Annotated in this window: 17 protein-coding genes and 1 other RNA gene; 6 read left to right on the top strand and 12 right to left on the bottom strand. The window is 48.8% G+C overall.

Annotation, left to right across the window (positions count from 1 at the left end; all coding sequences use genetic code 11):
* Positions 1–498: 498 nt before the first annotated feature.
* Together LX98_RS00445 and LX98_RS00450 are read left to right on the top strand one after the other, a co-directional pair.
* Positions 499–1,059, top strand: a complete 561-nt coding sequence (locus LX98_RS00445; RefSeq protein WP_496427038.1) for a hypothetical protein — start codon at positions 499–501, stop codon at positions 1,057–1,059.
* Positions 1,060–1,499: 440 nt separating this feature from the next.
* Complete coding sequence (locus tag LX98_RS00450) at positions 1,500–2,069, top strand: acyloxyacyl hydrolase (RefSeq protein WP_496427039.1); 570 nt, start codon at positions 1,500–1,502, stop codon at positions 2,067–2,069.
* A 336-nt stretch (positions 2,070–2,405) separates the two neighbouring features.
* Here LX98_RS00450 and sthA read toward each other — a convergent pair whose 3' ends face one another.
* Both sthA and LX98_RS00460 read right to left on the bottom strand, forming a co-directional pair.
* Positions 2,406–3,800, bottom strand: coding sequence for a Si-specific NAD(P)(+) transhydrogenase (sthA, locus tag LX98_RS00455; protein ID WP_496427040.1), 1,395 nt, complete (start codon positions 3,798–3,800; stop codon positions 2,406–2,408).
* The gene (locus tag LX98_RS00460) at positions 3,797–4,672 is read right to left on the bottom strand and encodes an HDOD domain-containing protein (protein WP_496427041.1); all 876 of its coding nucleotides are present in this window, start codon (positions 4,670–4,672) and stop codon (positions 3,797–3,799) included. Before LX98_RS00460 ends, sthA begins: the two co-directional genes overlap by 4 nt.
* A 401-nt stretch (positions 4,673–5,073) precedes the next feature.
* Here LX98_RS00460 and LX98_RS00465 point away from each other — a divergent pair, with 401 nt between their 5' ends.
* Positions 5,074–5,793 (top strand): SDR family NAD(P)-dependent oxidoreductase, encoded by a 720-nt coding sequence (locus LX98_RS00465; protein ID WP_496427042.1) that lies wholly within the window; start codon positions 5,074–5,076, stop codon positions 5,791–5,793.
* 120 nt (positions 5,794–5,913) lie between these two features.
* Here the strand turns inward: LX98_RS00465 and LX98_RS00470 are convergent, their stop codons facing one another.
* From LX98_RS00470 to LX98_RS00495, 6 genes are all read right to left on the bottom strand, one after another.
* On the bottom strand, positions 5,914–6,129 hold the full coding sequence (locus LX98_RS00470) for a hypothetical protein (protein ID WP_312644907.1): 216 nt from the start codon (positions 6,127–6,129) through the stop codon (positions 5,914–5,916).
* A 1,281-nt stretch (positions 6,130–7,410) separates the two neighbouring features.
* Positions 7,411–9,447, bottom strand: coding sequence for a DUF6077 domain-containing protein (locus LX98_RS00475; protein WP_496427043.1), 2,037 nt, complete (start codon positions 9,445–9,447; stop codon positions 7,411–7,413).
* A complete protein-coding gene (locus LX98_RS00480) occupies positions 9,447–9,839 on the bottom strand; it encodes a GtrA family protein (protein WP_496427044.1) in 393 nt (130 codons plus the stop codon). The genes LX98_RS00475 and LX98_RS00480 overlap by 1 nt, the downstream gene beginning before the upstream one ends.
* A 15-nt stretch (positions 9,840–9,854) precedes the next feature.
* A complete protein-coding gene (locus LX98_RS00485) occupies positions 9,855–11,870 on the bottom strand; it encodes a hypothetical protein (RefSeq protein WP_496427045.1) in 2,016 nt (671 codons plus the stop codon).
* Position 11,871: 1 nt separating this feature from the next.
* A complete protein-coding gene (locus LX98_RS00490) occupies positions 11,872–12,789 on the bottom strand; it encodes a methyltransferase domain-containing protein (RefSeq protein WP_496427046.1) in 918 nt (305 codons plus the stop codon).
* 400 nt (positions 12,790–13,189) lie between these two features.
* Positions 13,190–13,495, bottom strand: coding sequence for a hypothetical protein (locus tag LX98_RS00495; protein ID WP_496427047.1), 306 nt, complete (start codon positions 13,493–13,495; stop codon positions 13,190–13,192).
* A gap of 136 nt (positions 13,496–13,631) precedes the next feature.
* On the opposite strand from LX98_RS00495, the gene LX98_RS00500 reads away from it, so the two are divergent.
* Complete coding sequence (locus tag LX98_RS00500) at positions 13,632–13,802, top strand: hypothetical protein (protein ID WP_496427048.1); 171 nt, start codon at positions 13,632–13,634, stop codon at positions 13,800–13,802.
* Between the two features lie 40 nt (positions 13,803–13,842).
* Here LX98_RS00500 and LX98_RS00505 read toward each other — a convergent pair whose 3' ends face one another.
* A complete protein-coding gene (locus LX98_RS00505) occupies positions 13,843–14,784 on the bottom strand; it encodes a glycosyltransferase (protein WP_496427049.1) in 942 nt (313 codons plus the stop codon).
* On the opposite strand from LX98_RS00505, the gene LX98_RS00510 reads away from it, so the two are divergent.
* Positions 14,783–15,037: a hypothetical protein gene (locus LX98_RS00510; protein WP_496427050.1), complete on the top strand. Its 255-nt coding sequence runs from the start codon at positions 14,783–14,785 to the stop codon at positions 15,035–15,037. The two genes, LX98_RS00505 and LX98_RS00510, sit on opposite strands and share 2 nt — an antisense overlap.
* An 837-nt stretch (positions 15,038–15,874) precedes the next feature.
* Here LX98_RS00510 and LX98_RS00515 read toward each other — a convergent pair.
* The 3 genes from LX98_RS00515 to ssrA form a co-directional block, all read right to left on the bottom strand.
* Positions 15,875–16,705 (bottom strand): TIGR03915 family putative DNA repair protein, encoded by an 831-nt coding sequence (locus LX98_RS00515; protein ID WP_496427051.1) that lies wholly within the window; start codon positions 16,703–16,705, stop codon positions 15,875–15,877.
* Entirely contained in the window at positions 16,683–17,972 is a 1,290-nt protein-coding gene (locus LX98_RS00520) for a putative DNA modification/repair radical SAM protein (protein ID WP_496427052.1), read from the bottom strand. The genes LX98_RS00515 and LX98_RS00520 overlap by 23 nt, the downstream gene beginning before the upstream one ends.
* Positions 17,973–18,326: 354 nt before the next feature.
* Positions 18,327–18,677, bottom strand: a transfer-messenger RNA (tmRNA) gene (gene ssrA / locus LX98_RS00525).
* A gap of 397 nt (positions 18,678–19,074) precedes the next feature.
* Between ssrA and sugE the strand changes: the two genes are divergently transcribed.
* Positions 19,075–19,395 carry a quaternary ammonium compound efflux SMR transporter SugE gene (sugE, locus tag LX98_RS00530; protein ID WP_312644900.1) on the top strand — a complete coding sequence of 107 codons (321 nt, stop codon included), beginning with the start codon at positions 19,075–19,077 and terminating at the stop codon, positions 19,393–19,395.
* Positions 19,396–19,809 lie beyond the last annotated feature (414 nt).

Consider the following 19,809-nt stretch of genomic DNA (forward strand, 5'->3'; position numbering starts at 1 on the left):
CCAAGTTCGGTGCACAATTCCAGAGCGGAAATTGGAATAAGCCAATGTGCAATTTGGGATATCTATATGGTGAGTTTGATTATTGGGCTGATCCGGTTTACCGTACCATTGTAAATTGACCCCACTGAGCCTTTCAGGGAACTCAATCCACATTGGTTTCTATAGGGAAAGAAAAAGCCAGTATTCAGAAGAGCATGTTTGCTGATCAATCGAGGTCGATCAAAGTCTTTGGTGGCTTCTGGGCAGAATCTCATTATCCCCTCGCCATGATTGGATGACCAGCCTTAGGGCGGGAAGGCTCCAGGGGGAAGTGAGCAGCGTATGGAGTCTTTCTTTCCTTGCCAAAAGATCATTTGACAACCTGAATCCTAGACAGGTAGAAAAACATTCCAAAAGCTTAGGTCCTTCTGCTATTGCGCATTCTTGTCGTCATTCAAGATTTAAGGCGACCTTAATGAGCGTCGGAAGGTCTATGCTACACGATCATGGAGTTGGGCAATGCCAGTGAATGCTCTGCGAAAACCTGGGGCGAGAATGAGTCTGCAAGAAGCTCTTGCACGAGTGGAGAAACTCAAACGGTTAACAGAAAGCAGTAATCCCCACGAGGCGGCCTTGGCGGCCATGCGATTGAAAGATTTTGATGTAGAGGTGGCCCGCTTTCCCCGGCCCGAACCCGTTGTTGAAGATGCCCCCCCCCACGATGACCAAGCTTTCCTCAATAAAGTTGTTGAAATACTTGATGAAATTCCCATTGTTCCCTATGAAACGTTGGATGAGATAGAGGTCGAACAACCTTCTGATAAATCGAAAGTCAATTGGGATGAACTCCATTTTGCCCTTGTGAAGAAGGCGCAGCGTATGGGAGCAGATGCCTTGATTCATATCCAATTAAAGGGCACTGCTGAGCAAAAGGTGCTTGGGGCGACGGCATTAAAATATCTCACTCCAAAAGAGGTCATGGAAATTCAACGATCCACGGCGTTAGAGGATGCCGAGAAAGCCTATAACGAGTCTCAAAAGGAGCGCCTTGATGAAGATCTAGCACCTGGCATTGGCTAGACAAAATTTTTGTCAGAGGGAAGAAGACCTGTTAGGCTTTTAGAAGAAAGGGAAATATGCAACCACATTCATATTCTGGATGGACCGCCTCTAAATCGAAAGGTTGATTGAGGGCGATTGCTACCCAAAAAATAGAAGGGGACGACAGACATATGAGAATATGGTATATTCCCTGAATTGTTTACCCTCTCATCGCACCATTGGCATTCTTTTCCTAATCCCCTCTTGTAATTTTTCTCACAGACTTCGGCGACGAGCAGAGAGAAATTTCCCGTGAGGAAAGACCGTGAAACCCGTCGCACTGGCCTCAAGTGCCGATGTGTCAAGGGACGAGCATGTGGACCCAGGTCAGGGCTTGTCCATTTTGCCGGGAAATGCTGACGTGATTAGCTCTTATCATAATTCAACCATAAGGACCAACTGTGGAGAGACGTAAGATTGTGTCAAAATTCCCAACTATACTTGGTATTCTGGGGATAACAGTGTGGCTCACGGTAATCTTTTCAGGTGTTGCCCACACAAAAGAGACTGAATTGCTCTCTGTTGGGATACGGGGAGGATTAAATTCTGACACGTTAGGCATTCCGCCGACTGAAAAGGAAGATTTTCAGCAATACGACGTATTTGCGGTTATTGGGACTCCTTGGAGTTGGGAATTTTCTTCTGGGTGGGATATCCGTTTTAGGCTTAATCTTGCCGCAGGGGCGTTGAGGGCTGCCGGAGATGCCGGGTTCATCGGAGAGGTCAGTCCCGGGCTGGCCTTTACGCAGAAAGATTGGAGACTCACCTTCGACATTGGCGGTGGTGGGGCATATTTAAGTAGGGAAAAATATGGTCGGCAGGATATCGGCGGACCGGTTCAAATTGTTGCGCATGCTGGTATTACCTATCACCTTCCCTGGAATTTATCACTGGGATGGCGATTTCATCATATTTCTGATGCGGCACTTTACGGGTCTAACAATCGGGGAGTGGATCTGCACTTGTACGAGCTCAGCTATCGGTTCTGAGGGTATTTGAGAAGATTCCTGCCATCATAGAGGGTAGCGCTCCCCCGTTAAGGTCTTCCGCCTCATCTTGTTTTTCTATCAATGGTCGAATTATTCATCATCCAAGGGCATATTGACCCACAGGCACCTTGCATATCAGAGGCCTCGGGCTGTTCAAAAAAGCTCGTCCAGCAAGGCCGCAAATTGCCTGCCGTGTCCCGAAGGGCACAACTTTTGTTTTGCGCGCAGAGCGTACATGCAGTACGTGAGCACGGAAAAACGGCGAGGACGCCGCTGGCGGCTTTTTTCAACAGCCCCACACTGGGAAAATAAAATCCGAATACAAGAAACCAGCTGTTAGCGCTGACGTTGTTTGGCGATATCGAGTGCGGCGACGCGGTAGGTTTCGGCGAGAGTCGGGAAATTGAAAATGTTATCAATGAATCGGTCGATAGGCATATGGTGAAGCAATCCAAGTTGCCCAATGTGAATCAGTTCGGTTGCTCCTTCCCCGACGATATGAATACCTAACAGGTGTTCGCCTTTTGGATCGGCGACCATTTTGAGCAATCCATTGGTCATGCCGGAGATCTGTCCTCGTGCAATTTCATGAAACCTCGCTCTTCCCACCGTGGCTCCGCCATACTTAGCCGTGGCTTCCTGCTCGCTTAATCCTACGCTCGACATTTCAGGAATAGTATAAATTCCCATGGGTATATGCTCCGGAGCCCCGCCGGGTTTGAGGCCCAGGGCATGACAGACGGCGCGTCGGCCCTGTTCCATGGAACAGGATGCCAGCGACGGGGGGCCAATGACGTCACCGACGGCATAGATATGGGGAACCGTAGTTTGGCAGTGGTTATTGACCGGAATGAGCCCACGAGTCGTCGGTTCAATGCCGGTAGCCTGTAAGTTTAAATGTTCCAGATTGGACACTCGTCCAAGAGCTACCAGCACTTTTTCACTTTCCAGCGTTTCGCCGCTTTCTAAAATGGTGGTCACCTTAGAACATCCGTCCCATTGGACTGTGTCGATTTTTTGTCCACCCCGATAGTGCCCTCCGGTTTTCTCAAAGGCTTCGCAAAATTCATCGGTGAGTTCTTGATCCAAAAATTTGAGCGGGCGGTCTGCCGTATCCACTATGGTGACCTGCACTCCCAGTAAGGCAAAAATTGAGGCGTATTCACTTGCGATGACGCCACCTCCCAACACGGTCAGGGATTTCGGCAAATACACCATGGAGAGAATGGAGTCGCTATCCAGAATATGTTCATGGTCGATGGGAATATTGTGGGGGACGCGTGGGCGCGAGCCGGTGGCGATGATGATAATCGGAGCTGTGACGAGGGCGGCAGTGCCGTCAATTTTTTGGATTCGTATTTCATGGTCGGATGCAAAGCCAGCGCGACCATGAAAGCAGTGGATACCATTTCGAGTGAGTTGGTCCTTCATGAACTTCCCATGCGCGCGCACCACCCGGTCCAAGCGGGTCATCAGGTTGGTAATTCTGACATCGTCGCGCATGCGGAATTCAAATACCTCAGTTGCCTGGAGAAATCGTACCATTTGTAGGGCGCTTTCCCGTAACGTTTTGCTGGGAATGGTGCCCTGATAGACGCAAGCCCCTCCCACCTCTCGGGTTTGCTCGATGAGGGCCACCTGCTTTCCTGCTTTGGCGCCTTGAATGGCGGCTTTTTGTCCTGCCGGGCCGCTTCCGATCACAATAAGATCAAATGGAGTGGGGGAGGTCATGGCAAAAAACACTCCACGCTTGCCTTGACGGTTTCCCGCAATTCCAGAAGGGCCGTCATGTCTTCAGGGTAAAAATTCAGATCCTGTACGACGGGAAGTGTGAGGAGGGTCTGTTCGTCATGCGTTGAATCCCCAAGCGTGACAGAGGCCAAATGATGAGCAAGGCAGGTGATCATAGCTCCCTTTGTGGGGGAAAGGCCTTGGTGGTAGTGGTCGTCATGGTAGTAGCGGATCGTTTCCTGAACCGGATCGGGGAGTTGCCAGACTGCAGCCAATTTAGAGCCTGCCATAACGTGAAACTCCTCAAAGAGGGATTCCACGGTGGTCCAGGAAACGGGCTCCGCTGATTTGTCTGGAGATTGGGAGAGCAGATGAAGAATGGCGGGTTTTCCGATGGTATGCAGGAGCCCGCACAAAAATGCGTTTTCCACATTATGACGGATTCGTCTGGCGATTTCCTTTCCGAAAAGCCCTGTCGCGAGGGCGTGCCGCCAGAGGTTCCGTACTTCTTTCTCATAGCCGGTCGTATGAAATACGCCGCCTTGAACCGACACCGAAAACGCTAACCCGGCCAACATCGTCAACCCTAACCATGTAATGGCTTGTTGCAGCGAGACGATCGGGGTGCGAGTCGCATAAGCAGGGGAATTAGCAATGCGAAGGATTTGTCCCGCAAGGGCCTGGTCCTGTTGAATCAATGAAGACAGCTTTGAGGCGTCCGCATCCGGATCGCTTGAAAGCAGAAGAACTCGATTGGCCACCACGGGCAAGAGAGGAAGATTCAGATTCCCTCGTTCCAATTGATCGGCGAGAAAGGAACGGAGGGTTTCCCTCTCTTCTTGTGCAAATGGCGTGATCGTAGAGTGAGCCATGTCTCAACTTGTCGGTTTTCGAGAAACAACCTTGAGAAATCTCTATTTAGGGCCGGTAGCGGGTTTAAAAAATGAAAAAGGGAACCGGCGGAAGAAGGTCACCAGCTGAACTTGTCGCGGTCTGGCCAATGAGCGACATGAGCGACAGGAATGACAGCCCTCTATCTTGGCCGAAGGAGCCCTCTTTCATCCCTGTCCGCTTTTGGTGGGGTAGCGCCCTAGTCATTCAGTAAACACGTTTCTCTGAAATGAAGGCCAGCCTTTCGAGAAGGGTTTTATATGTCCGTCTTTTCAATATGGTTGGCCTGGACTGACGGGGTGGTCTACAGTCAATCGAAGGATTGGGCTGGCGAGAGGGCTGATACAGTGTGTTGAGGAGAGGCCTAAAAAAGGAGATAGCTATGAAACGGTTAGAAGGGAAAATCGCGGTGGTCACAGGAAGCAGCAGCGGAATTGGAAAAGCCATTGCCCTTCGATTCGGAGAAGAGGGAGCAACGGTGGTGGTGGCCGCCAGGCGATTCGATTTATGTCAACAGACTGCTGCACAAATACAAAAGGGTGGCGGAACCGCGCATGCTCAACAAACGGATATTTCGCAGGAAGAACAAGTCGAGATGCTCATGCACGAGACCATTAGGCGCTTTGGGCGCCTCGATATTCTTGTCAATAATGCCGGCGTGGTTGGAGGAGGACGGGTGGCTGACACATCCACAAAAATGTTTGATGAGGTGGTGGGTACCAATTTGCGGGGGACCTTTTTCTGTTGTCGAGCCGGATTTCAACACATGAAAAAGCAGGGAGGCGGGCTTATTATCAATATCTCCAGTGTAGCCGGCGTTCAGGCCTGGGCAGGAACAGGCACCTACAGCGCGTCAAAGCATGGCATCATGGCCTTGACCAAGTCACTGGCCGATGAAGGGCGGGCTTTTCATATCAAGGTGAGTGCAATCTGCCCGGGTGGTGTGGCAGATGAATTAGTGGATGCGACGCCTGAGGAAATCCTCAATAGTGAAAAGATCAGTCCCTATGATGTGGCCGAAACCGCTATATTTTTGGCGACATTGGGATACCATACGGTTGTGCATCAGGTTGTGCTGGATCGGCTAGGGGCTGATTGGTAAAAGAACGGCTAGGTTTGAATTGAGAAAGCATGTCCCATAAAAAAACGACCTTCCGGGATAAGCCCTGGAAGGTCGTTCTTCAATCAGACTAAAAGAAAATTTATGTAGACCAGGCAAAAACTACTTCTCGCCTTTTTCTCCATCCTTTTCATCGTCTTTTTTGTCGTCCATCTTTTTGTCGTCACCTTTATCGCCATGGTCATCCTTGTCCCCATCCGCGCCCAAGGGGAAAGTGTTCTGAATGGACGAATTGTCAGCCAAGGACCCGGCGAAGGTCATTCCGCCGAAGGACAAGGCAACAAGTAAGGTCAGTAAAACAGTGAATAATTTAACCATGATTCAGCCCTCCAAAATTAATAAAAGGTTAACCACGCTCTCCCTCGAATCATCTTGGGAGAATAACTCTAACTACCCACAGGACCGCTTAAATGAGCAAAAATCATTCCCCTGTATTATGTAAAACTCACTCGCATAACACATTGTTTTTGTTGATGAAATGTAACCGTTCTGCCTGGTGAATTTATGAAGAATTTCTAATAATTTCGCCAAAATGAAAATTACGTTCTGAAAATAATAAAAAAATGCACTAAAAACGATTGAATTACAGAGACTTGCGTGGAAATATTATTAGAAAAATTCTTTTGAATTCTCATGCCTCTACACTGTATGGGTTGCCCTCCATCGAGTATGGTTTTCACTTCATCTATGCTCCTAGTTAACCCCTCGGGGCGAGGGCAAAATGAGCCCAAAAGGTATGCAAGCTGACCGAGCGGATCACAAAAAAGAGAAGACTTCAGATGATCTAACCGGGGTGGCAAAGGGGAAAATGATTAGAGCCGTGGAATGCTGACCGTGAAGGTCATGGGCACAAAGGATAAGGGAAATGGAAAAAGTGGAAGGAAAAAGTTGAAGGAAAAAATGTGAAAAGAAGCTAATCGTAAGTTCTTTGTGCCTAACTTTTTTCCCTTTATCTTGGGATTTGACCATGCACCTCACCAACATTTCCATGATGGCCATCGACTGTGCCGCCGCTTCCATCTGATTTAGGTTTCACAATTATGATTGGAGCCTTTTCCGTTGACTGGTTCATAGCCCACTGGACGGGTGCCCGGCGAAGCACTTCTGCGCTGTCATCTCGAAGCTGTTTGGCCGTTGTTCTCCATTTGCCGCCCTTCTAAGCTGACGATGCTCATCGAGGTCGTTCCTTTTAGCAGAAGTGTTCGCACATCTTCTCTCCGCTCGCAGTCAAGGTTAAAGGAGATATGGGGAGAGCAGACGAGAGAAAACCATTTCGCTTTACTACCGTCGTTGCAGGTCAGGTGCTGCCGCTTTCTCACGGATGTGAATGAACAATTTTGGCTTTACCGGGAAACCACGATGAAAAGTCAGCAGACCTGCTGGATTTTTATACTATTGAGATGTTTTTGATGATGAACCGGTGGTGAAAAGGCAGCCCGTCACTGACAGTCGTATGGAAGAACGCAAACGTCGCACAGTCTGTCGCAACGAAAAATTGCATATGGCTGGGCCAACTCCTGTTGCCCTCGAAAACCGGATTTCTTAATCAATGTGTTCTATCACCTTGTTAGGTCCCTGCAATACATAAATGGGGCTGTCTCAATGAGGGACTCTGTTATTCGCATCATTGTGGGTGGTTCGAATCAACACGCGATAATTTGCAGTACCTGAATCCGTAGAAAATTTGACCGCTATCACATTCACACCGTAAGCATCCAGCAACGGGTCTAGCGAATCATCACCAGCGGCAATTGCCTTTATGCCGCCTAGCAGTTTATTTCGCTGCTCGAAATCCTGATTATCCATAATTGTCTTTAAGGTTACCCAATAGCCATGCCCGGGCATAATTAACTTGAAGTCGGGTGCTACCACGGTCAGCCACGTTCCCACGCGACGTTCCACCAAAACGGTAATCTCTTCTTGCTCCATGGTGTGTTGTCTGATGTCCTGCGCCAGTTCAACGGCGTGCTGATATTCAGGTGGCAATTTGTGCCCAAGAAATCCCCAATGCACCTGATTGCTTTTTGCCAATGTCCAGGGATTCACAGTCGCAAAGGCGACAATCAAACCGATGGGCAGTAACCACGCAGTCTTTTGCCAAGTTCCTTCGTTCTTTCCTTGCGCCCAATGCAGAAGATACACCAAGCTGACCGTGAGTAAGAGCGGAACCGGAACAGCCCAAGCCAGCCGCCAATTCATGTTTTTGGATGTCATCTTTGTAATGTACTCTATCAAAAATGGGTTGAAGATCAGGACAAAACAAACCACCACTAGCCAAACATAGGTTTTTGATGCCTTCGTTGATTTACTCCTGTGGCTTAATTGGATTGGTGTGAGGAATATCGTTGTTTTGAGTAAAAGTGCTAGGAGCAGAATGATTAATGCCAGGGCTTCGCGCCAAGTGCCCCCCAACGATGCGTTGATGGGAAAATAGTTCCCTATCTCTTCAACCTTTCCAGAGGTGCTGCTTAGGTACTTGATCCACAGACCCAAGACAATAGGATAAGTAAGAGTCACCGCCCCTGTAGATGCCATCCATAAGCCGTGGTATCCGGGTTGAGCCAAGAAGCCAGCTAACAAGCCGAGCGCCGTGGCAAAGAGGGTAATCACTAGCCCAGAGGAAGAGACTCCAACGGCCACGACTTGCATAATGAGCAAACCCCACCACGTAGTGGCATTGGGTGTTCGCATCCATACGAAAGCCATGATGAGTGTGAGTGGCGTGGTAATCGCCACGAGCAAGCCTTTCCCTTGAAACAACCGAACATACATCCTGTTGCCATAGGCAATATGAGTTTCCCCCCACGCAAACGAAATCAGTAAAAACAAGGCGATGGCAAGCAAGCTCCAGCGCAATGGTAGGAACCAACGCAAAAAAACAAAGGCGACTAATATTGACAAGACTGCCGAAACGGCTGGTATCAGCAGGTAGTACACATCCAAAATGTTGAGATGAGTCCATTGAGTAATTAACGCAATGAAAGTCTCATACGAGGTAAGGCGATAGGGTGAAAAGCGAAACTGGTCCAACACGATCCCCAGTGAGGCATCAAATGTGTACAAGCCTTTATCGGGGTAACGCAAGGTTTGAATGGCGAACTGTAGGTATTCGGCGTCATCAAAATCAGAGCGGTTGACGCACAATACGATCAGCACGGTGCCGCTCATAAACCCGATAAGGTAAAGATAGGCGAGCCATGAGGACAATTCACCGGAGAAAAGGGCGCGCGTAGGGGTACCTTCATTGGCAGGAGTCGTAGGCCAGGCGAAAAACGTAATCGACGTTATGCACAGAATCACAGCGACATATCGTGCCGTGAAATTGTCAAATACAAGGCAAAATCCCAAAAAACCAAGACAAAGCAGCCACACAGAACGGGTTGGCGTCCCACTAGGTTCGATCAGAGATTTGGGCAAGTGCCGCGCATACAGTTTGGCCAAATGGCCGGACTGCCAGTAGATCAATGCGAGCGCCGGGAGTAAGGACCAGGCGACAGTCCGTGTCAAGGCGGCCCAAGAGAAGGCGGCAAAAGTCGCAACCTGGTGCGCGACCGTCCAAAAGGCGTAAAGCCCCAAAGCTATCAGCAGCAGTTGCATGACGTTTTGCTCTACGTGAGTGTTTCCGGTACGTGGCATTAGCAATAGACCCAATATTTATTGACAACAAAGCGAACCGGCATGAGCACACCTGCAGTCAGCAAGGTTGCCAGGAGATAATACACGCCGACTGACAATAGCCATGCGTACAAGAGCGTGCTGATCCCCAGGAAAAATCCAACATAAGTGACATATTTGAGCACTTTGCTTCCACGGTGAAGCTCGTTAAATACCAGGCGCAGGGTCACCGTGTACTCCATCGCATAGGCCGTGAGATATATCGCTATATACGCTGCCACTGGATCGAGTTGCAGGACATCAACCAACAGGTAAAGAGCGGCAAGGATGTAGATGTAGACAGCAAGACTGGTCGACAAATATTTGATTAGCACTAAATGTTGACGTAGCTTGGAAAGCCAGAATGACCACATGATGAGGGGTTGGACTCAGTGCGGATAGAGCTTGGGAATCTTATTAATCACTTTGAGCGCCTCAAGCGCATCAATCCGCACAGTATCGCAATACCACTTAAAGGACTCCACCCGAGGACGGCTTTCTTCTTCAATTAAGGATAAAGCTTTCTCCCGGGTGATCAAACCTTCGCGGATTTGGTTGCTGCGAAAGGTGTCATGTTCACTGAAGCCTGCAACAGTGAGATAGATGTAGTTGTAGAAGGGGGCTGTGCCATCTCCAATGCGCCAGGTGGAAGCGGTATCGGGCGAAGTTTCCCACTCATAACCCTCAATGAGGGTGCGCTCAATGGTTTTTTCTTCCCACGGCAGGTAGTCAAAAATCGAGTGGTAGTCTTTGCGCTGCAGGTAGAAAGAAAAAAAAGCTAATAATGTGTCTGGTAGGGTACCATTCAAATACGCAGGATTGGATATGAATTGTTTCCCATAGTAACCGAGGAGTTTTATCTTATTCCTCATGCCCATGCTGTATGTTTTTCCCTGAACACTGGCATCCATATCCTGAATGTCATTGACGTGGGCAAAGCCGGACTTAAATCCGGTTTTTTCCAGCCAGTTCATACTGAATAAAATAGGCCCCAGCTTCATCTGACGACGAATCAGACTGGCGTAATATAAAAACAATTTGTCGCCTGCCATGAATAAAGGAATCATTCCCAGTGCGGGGGCCTTGAGCCAAGCCACGATGTTTTTCCGCACATTGTCCCGTTTTTGTCGAATATCGGCTGCGATGAGAACATGCTCAATGCCAAGGCTTCCGCACATGCGGGAAATGTTGCGCCGCGCCAAATCAGTCACCAGACCCCAATCGTACGTGTAGGCCACGGGGTTGAGCCCCAGCTCTTTTTTGACGTAGTGCAGTCCATAGCAGCTATCGCGGCCTCCGCTGATCGGCACGAGACAATCCGCCTGACCATTGTTTCTGCGTGCCCGGTCGGCCAATTTTTCCAAAGCCCCTACGCCCTGTAATTGCCGCGGCTGGTGGTGGCGACAGATCTGGCAGAGTCCCTGGGTGTTAAAGCTGATGAAAGGAAAGGATACTGGTAACAGGCAACGCGTACAGCGTTGAAGCTGACGGATAGCGGCATGGTCGAATTCCATCAACTGCTCAATTTCTGTCAGCTTATTGGTGAAGACTGGCGCAGGTATTCTGCCCCCATAGCCGAGCGGAGTCTGAATCAAGGAACGCTTTGTTGTGCCCGGCATCGTCTCCGGTATTGGTGGCGTCTCGGTGAGGGAGAACGTTGTCAATCGAGCATGGATCAAATCCATCGCTAACGCCCTCCCAGGCTTCAGTTGCTGCACCGATTTCGTTTTTCCCTGGATTGGTAGGCGTGTGGCTATTCGATCCACAATCAGGTGCTCAGAGGCAAACACAATGATCCGTTCATCCAGGCTCTGCCAGAAGTACATGGACCCATTGGTAGTCCCTATCACCATCTGGTTCTGCTCTATGCGTTGTGCAAGGATCGTGTTGCCACCTTTGATTTGTCTAAAAGCCGCATGTACTGCCTCAATCAGGGATTGGCCACAATTTTCCCCAGCGCCTAATATGGCCCCAAAAATTTCTGTGTCGACGAGGTATTCTCGTTGCCATGACGGGTTCACGCGCCATAAATCGGCATCATTGACGATGATGCCGTTGTGCAGAATCAAGTGGTTATCTTTGATGACCGGCTGGTTATTGAAATCCTCTTCTTCTGTTCCATTGGTCACCATACGGGTGTGACCCGCAATCACAAAGGATGATTCAGCGTTGTAGGCATCCTTTGCGCTGGCCAACATCTGTTTGAACTGTGGCTGGGCAATCAGGTAGCTCACTCGCTGGGCTGATTTAATGACCTCAATCCGATCGGGTAGCACAACCAATGCGCCGGAAGCGTCCTTGCCACGTGTTTCAGATAATTTAAAAACATCCAACGCCAGACTCTCAAGCGCATTTGCGCCCAAGCCGGAAGCAGGGTTCGTAATGATTCCGAAGATGCCACACATGTCAGTTGCCTGTTTCAGTTCGTGGAGCGTGAGGATGGGGTTTTCGAACGGCCAAATAGGCAATGTCATTGGTCGGGATGTATAGCTTGAGACGCCCGAATTGGCTTTGTGACGCGAGATGCAATAAAGATTCGGGCGCGATCCAACGGCTCATCTGGTTTAACTTATACAGGAGAAAGGCGACATCAACGGTTTTGCCTCGGGTTTGAAAGGTCATAATCTCACCGGGAACCCTATGCTTGAACAGAAATTCAAAAGATTCCCTCCGGAAATATCCCAAGTGATACGGAGGCGTCATGAAGGCCCAGTACGATCGCATCATTCTTGCCGTAACAGAACCAAAATCCGGGGTCGACAGAAGGAGGTAACCCCCGGGCTTTACTCGATCCATCATCCGCTGGATCACCACAACAGGGTCAGCCACATGCTCAATCACGTCCCAAAGACATACGGCATCAAACCCTTGCCAGTTTGCCCCCCCATCTTCCAATCGCTGCGCCGTCAGGCGCTCGCTCAATTGGGGCAAACGATGTTTAGCGTGGGCTATCGCTGCTGAGGAAATATCACAACCAAACATCTCAAACGCTTCAACGGCTTCAGCCAAAAAGTCTCCGGTGGCGCACCCAGCATCCAGAACCCGGGCGCCACGAGGGAGTTGTGTTTGAAGGAATTCGAGCCGGCGCCGATTTTCTAATTGTGCCGATTGGCCACTACGGTACTTGATGTGCTTGAGGTGCAGCGTTTCATAGAGTTGACTCAGGGTATGGGAGCTAGGCACATCCAATACTTGCGCAAATCCGCATTGCGCACATCGTCCAATCCGGTATCCCTTGGCAATCAGCCAGGGTTTGGCTTGTGCATGTTCACAGACTTTGCAAAGCTGATTGTGATCTTGGTTTTTCTTAGTCTTGGCGCTCATGTGAAAATGTAGAACTCAACAGCCTTGCAGTTGTTGTCATCGACGACGATCTGAACACGTGAGTGAGACACACCCAATCAACAACGCAACAGGTCCGATGGCTAACCAGAAATAAAAACGACGAGGGAAATATTCAAGCTCTACTCGTTCTGCACGGTTGTCGGGTAAGAGACTGATCAAATGGTTGGGACTCGCCGCGATGGAGATGCCCCCTTTTTTAATGTGCCACCCATCGTGAAATCCTACAGGGATTGTACTTGCCGGCGCTTTTGGTTGAAAGCTGATGCGTCCGGGGCTTTCAATATAATCTGAATAGCCATACCCTGAAAGTCCGCCTTGCTCCTTGAGTGTTCGACCATTGTCAAGCGCCTCCAGTAGGGAAATCCCCCTCCTTGTCTTTTTAAATCACTCGCCAGTCCGTGCTGTGATGATCATTAACCCACGCCTGATTGCCGGTATAGGGCAATGAGACAAATTGCACATGCATCTGTCGCAAAAGGGGCCAAGCATTCTTTTCATCACTTGAATTAATTGTATCAATCGTTAAGACCGTTTTCGGGGCAGTAGACCTCAATTGATGCACCCAGGTTCGCCAACTTGATTGGCTAAACCAATGATTACTCACGGAAGAGATGTTATAGGCAATGGCCGTCTGCTTAAATAACACATCCTGGACCTCCAGCACTCGCGCGCCGCAAGTAGGCATAAATATAGGTGCCACATAATGCCAACCGTGCCCACCAGCCAATCGCAAAGACTAACCAATCCGGCATCAGCAAGGGGAAAAGATGAAATGCGCCCGTGCCAATTGTCGACAGGGCTGGGGCACCGAATGAGGAGTTATGACTCCAAAATGGATTGTCGCCATGGCGAATGGCCTGCATGAAAAACCCTGGCATAAGGCTCAACAAATACGTAACTATCAGTCACGCCTGCAGCAAAGGCCCCGGCACCTTACCCCAAAAAAATTGCGGGAAGAACAGGGGGACGCTAAAAATGAGGAACAAAATTGAGGCGTGATCCTGAGCCTTCGGAGTAGCCAGCCCCATATGCTCAGCTGCGCTTTTTGAGTCGGTACAAGATGCGTTCCTGATTGGAGCGTATTCGATCCAGCATGTCTGCCACGATACCCAACACAATAAAGACCGTGGCCATAATAGTGAAAAACGCTGATAAAAATCCTGCAAATAAATACCCCGTGAAGACGCCCACGACGAGATAATGTCCGAAAAAGAGCATCCCCAATAGCACCGCAGGTATAGCAAATCCTAAGGCGATGCCCCAGAAAAAACGTAAAGGAAAGTAGTCGCGATAGCCGCGAAAAATTATTTTGGCAGTGCTCACTGCATAGGTGAAAATACTTCCGGCTACTCTGGACATGCGGTCGGGAAAGTAAAGAACGGGGATGGGCACTTCCATAATCGTTAAGCGTTTGACAGCAAAATCCAAAAACGTTTCCTGCGTATAGGTAAATGATCCATGCAGATTCAGTTGGAGGAGAGCCTCACGGCTATAGCATCGAAACCCACACGACACATCATGGAAATTTTGCCTGACCAGTCGGCTGATCAGGTAGGACATCATGTGATTGCCCATCAGCTTAACCTTGGACATATTGGGTGTCATCTCACTGTTCATAAAGCGTGAGGCGGTAACCATATCGGCCTGCGCGGCTATGACCGGCTGCACGAGCTTAGGGATGTCCTGCGGGTTGAACTGGCAATCACCATCGATATTGACCATTAAGTCATAGCCGTGCTCTACGGCATAGTTCACCGCCGTTTGAAATGCCTGGCCCACACCTAAATTACGTGGGTGGCGCAGAACCAAGGCCCCTGCGGTAGCCGCATCAGAACCGGTTTCGTCTGACGAGCCATCATCGACCACCAGCACATCGACTTGTTGGACTCCAGGCATAAGGCGTGGAACATTCTGTACCACCTGGGCAATGGTAGTAGCCTCGTTCAGACATGGGATGGCTACGAGCAGCCGCATGTCTGTCATTCTCTTCGTCTCATTCATGCTGGTCGACCTGTTTGGAGAGAGCAATTTATCAGAGTTCATGGCAAAGGTGTCTTATCGCCACCATATCAAAATCAGGGCTGACACAATCAACATACTTGCCGGGTCCAATGCTGAAAATGTCACGCGTATTGCCGAAGCCGTGGCAAGATTTCCCTCGCGCCATAGGGAGCCGATATTAAAGAGCCTCGCTCGGTTCGCTGAAATTGAAGTCATGAGGGGGTGACCGACGCAAATTGTTTGGAACGCTTTCCGGTTCTCGAAGAGAGTTCAATACCTCACAGTACCTTACGCGATGGGCGCAGCCTACGATCTGGACTAAATCCTAGAGACACTTGATTTGCAAAGAAAGGGTGAAGCCATGCCACTCAGACTTGCATGAAATCAACGTATTGAAGTCGCTGCGACATCGCAACTGCATCCCTGAAATTGTTTGCGCGCCAGCATGCCAAAAGTAGGCCCCTCACCACAACCTATTTCATGGATTTTTTATGGAACCTACTTGTTGTTTGGTTGCCTTATGGTTTTCATGAAATAGTGAATCAACCGGCCATTTCTTGGTGTGAGCCGGGTATATTCTTGAAGGGCTAAGCGGGCACTATCGGCTTTATATGATCGAGGATGGGCCGCGATTTGTTTTAAAATGTCCAGGGCCTGTTTTTACAGTTAGAGAGGTCATGAAGTTTCCCGTGCCATTGTAGAAGGAGGGCTGGTCAAACAAAGGCCTCTGGATCGTGTGACTCAGAGGCCGATTGGTGGAGGTGAGGGGACGGATGTTCCATGTTTTTCAGCGTGGTCAGACTATGCCTTCCCACGTGGGATGCGTGGCGTCTTAGCATCGAATGCTGCTCCGAGTGCCTGATCATCTGACGACCAGCGGGTCTTCTGGGTCTCTATTGAGCTGGAGAAGCTGGCCTTGTACATTCCAGGTGCAGCGTCTGAAACTCGAATGGCGGCAACAGGAGGAGAAACTTTTTATTTACCTGTCCGTGAAAACGGGGGAGGCCGCTATGATTTAAAGGAGAAGGTTGTCACACCCCAACGGTTTCCAAAGTCCTACAGCTTACGATTTCTCTAGCATCTCGCGGGTCCGAGCTTCGGATTTCATCAACATTTTATCAATAAGATCCGCTTCTGGCATATTCTTCCAGTATTTTTTCGGCATTTGTGCCAACATTGCGTTCTTCTTCGGACGCGCGGGATTAAAAATATTCGCGTAATATGTCAGCCAATATTTTTCAATATTGTCCTCTCGGGGGTAGACAGACGGATCGGGATTGTCCTCCAACGTCAGACATTTTGTGTCCCAATGCGCTGCACGATAGGGTGTCAAGATTGACCAACGCATATTTTTAAAACGCGTTTTGAAAAAATCAAGTTTCAGCTCAAGTGCATAATGTTCAGGTTCATACCAGGCTATAAAATGCTCGGTGCCGTTATGGGTGATTTTACGAAATCGTAGAAAGGCCGTCATTTTATATGCGTCACGTTGCACCGCCTTAAAGAGCGCGTTCAAACGTAATACATCGTTATCGGTTTTGAGATTTAGAAGGTGTTTATTTTCATTCGCTAAGCGCCAAAGCACGCGATAACAGAGAGAGAATCTTTCCGGGCTCTGATGGCAAAGTGCCATCTCACAAAGCTTTAAAAACGTATGTGAAACATGCACGGGCCTAGGCGGCCTCTTGATGAGGAACCGATCAAAGGAATCTTTCTCAGTCGCATCGGCTTGTTTTTCGTGACCGGGACGGGTGGCGTTAAATAGATCAACCTGTAGGTTCTGCCCTGTCGTCCACAAAATTTGTTCAGGCGCGATGTGGTTTATCAACGCGTTTCTCGCTGCCTCGCGCCATTCTTGATAACCTGGAATATTAAGAATGGTAATGTGTTTCATAGTGTGCTGGGTCTGTACTGTAAGAACCAAACAGCTGCATCTGTTGTGGTTTTGTTAAGATCAACCCCAGATTCTCTGCATCCAGAAGATGTATGGCAGGTTTATAATCTGTTACGGTGATGAAGGGTTTAAGTTTGTCCAGCGGCAGACGCATTTTGGTCAAATCCGCCCACGAAATGTTGGCGTGAGGTCGGATAGAGAGAATTTTTTCCACTGTCCGCATTCCGAGCCCTGGCACGCGAAGCAAAAGATGTTTATCGGCTCTGTTCAAATCTATTGGAAATATGTGACGATTGTGTAGCGCCCAGGCCAGTTTTGGATCATAAGCCAAATCCAACATTCCATGATGCGTGGTTTGCAAAATTTCATCAATTTCAAAGCCGTAAAACCGCAGTAGCCAATCCGCCTGATATAGACGATGCTCCCGGATGAGCGGTGCAGGTTTAACCGGCAGGATTTTCGATGGATCCGGAATTGGCGAAAAGGCAGTATAATACACTCGCCGCAAATTCTGGCCTTTGTAAAGCTTAACGCTGCAGTCAAGAATAGTTTTATCGTTCGATCCGTCCGCTCCGATAATCATTTGCGTTGATTGTCCGGCAGGAGCAAACCGCGGAAGTTTTTTTCCGCTCAGTGTCCTGGAAGATCGATGTTCGGAAATTTTATCCTTTAATGTATCCATCGCGCCTGTAATCGCCTTTAAGTCTTTTTCAGGGGCATATTTATTAAGGCTCGATTGGGTTGGCATTTCAACATTGATGCTCAGACGATCTGCGTACAGCCCGGCTTCTGTCTGAAGCTCCTGGGAGGCATTAGGTATTGTTTTGAGATGAATGTATCCCTTAAATTCATAATCTACGCGCAAAGATCTGGCGATCCGCACCATGCTTTCCATCGTATAATCAGGCGTATGAATGATGCCGGAGCTTAAAAAGAGCCCCTCAATATAATTGCGTTTATAAAAATTTAAAGTGAGGTCGACAACTTCCTGCACCGTAAAGCGCGCCCGGCGAACGTTGCTGGAAACTCGATTGATGCAATAATGGCAATCATAAATGCAATAATTGGTCATCAAAATCTTTAGTAAGGAAACGCAACGCCCATCGGGTGTAAAGCTGTGACAGATGCCTGAGCCGCCGGTAAGCGAACCAACACCCTTCTCGCCTTTTTTCGCTTGTCGTTTTCCCGCAGACCCTGAAGCACACGACGCATCATATTTTGCCGCATCGGAGAGAATTTCAAGCTTTGTCAGTAATTTGTCCGTCATACAGAGATGGGGAGTTCTATTTGGATATGTACATGATTTGGAAAAATAAACACATTAGTCTTGGGTCTTGAAATCGACAGTAGGACGAAATTTTTGCTAACAAGCACAGATTATCATCCCCCTGCAGTCCCAGTCTTGAAGTGTGTGCTTGTATATGCCGATTTCCTCAAAATGTTTAGACAATCCTGCGATTTGATGTAAAGGGTTTCCTCACCATCGATTGAGCCTCGCGGGGTATCTTACCCCTACTCTGATAGGGCTTTTAGGGTTTGGGAAACCATTGCAACACCTGCGGAATTGTAGGCTAGGTCTTCAAAAAAAAAGGCCCCCGAATCGTATGACCCAGGGACCGATTGGTGGAGGTGAGGGGAATTGAACCCCTGTCCGAGAACATTCAGCGCAACAGCCCTACGTGTGTAGCCGATGATTTGTTATTCGCAGTTGCCCACGCCCACCGACCGGCTTAGAGCACCCGCTAGCCCAGAATGTTCTCGTCCGCCGCCGCTGAGCACCGGCATTGGACCAGCCTGCAGTGTGACGCCCCTTCCTCACCCGCAGGCAAAGAGAGGAGGGACGTCGCGGTCAATTAAGCCGCGAGAGCCAAGTTATCGTTGGCACTTAATGTTTTCCCGAAGGTTTTACGAGACTCCGAGAGCTCGACACGCTCTGTTGACCTCTTGATTCCCGTCGAAGCCAGTCACCCCCTTGTTAATGTTCAACCTATTTTCCCTGATGGAGTTCCTTCATTATACACTGTTACTCCCTCTAAATTCACAAACAAATTTTTGGGAGAAGTGTTCTTTTTTCAAGATAGCCACTAAAGAAGAAAGATCAAGGAAATGTGTGACAAGCGGACAAAACCTTCAATTTTGTCATCATATTTTTTGTTGAAAGCCTGGAGCCTTTTGAAGTTTGAGGCTTTCTCGAGCTCCGTTCATCCCCAGATTGAGTTTTTTTAAGTGTTCCGAGCCCCTTCTTTTTGGGATAATCTTCTTCGGTTGTGATTTTTCTCGTACCTTCTGGTATGGGTGGAGACTGATTTTTTAGGGATGGGTGATGAGATTCAATGCATAAAGCAGAGAAGAGGAAGGAGTAGAGGTCTATGGCGTGGACGTTGTTGGTGGTAGCAGGAATTTTTGAGATTATCTGGGCCACGGGATTGAAATATACGGATGGGTTTACCCGGTTATGGCCGAGTATTGGCACCGTGGTGGCCATGGCCGTGAGTATGATGTGCCTGTCGTTGGCTTTCCGGGTAATTCCGATGGGAACCGCTTACACGGTGTGGACGGGTATTGGTGCCGTGGGCACGGTTCTCCTGGGTATTCTCCTATTTGATGAGCCGAAAAATGCGGTCAGATTATTCTGTATTACTCTCATTATTGTGGGCATTGCGGGATTAAAGTTGTCTGATCCTTCCTGATGGAAACGGGTTTGTTTTGAAATTTGAGGTTCTCTAGAAGGATCGCTGTTTAAAAGGAGACTTGTAGATGTTCATCGACAAACTCACAAAGTGAGCTATCACCAATACGAGAGAGTATGGAATGACATCAAATACGGCACCATCTGCTGAAACTTGATGAACCTCGAAAGGATTGACGCTGACCGTACCACCATCAAGTTTGCGCCCTCACGCCTACCGTCCTTTTTCAAGCTCCTTGCAGGCATCTATTCGTGACGAATAATGTCCAAAATTGATTGATTCTGTTTGTTTTTTTCGTTATTTTTTGCCGGGGTACGTGTTCGATCAAGTGTTCGAAAATTGCGTCAATCAGTTTTTGATGCCCACGTGCGCGAAAAAAATATACCGATTCACGAGTTCTGTTAGGTAGCGGAG

This window comes from Nitrospira marina (assembly GCF_059568365.1).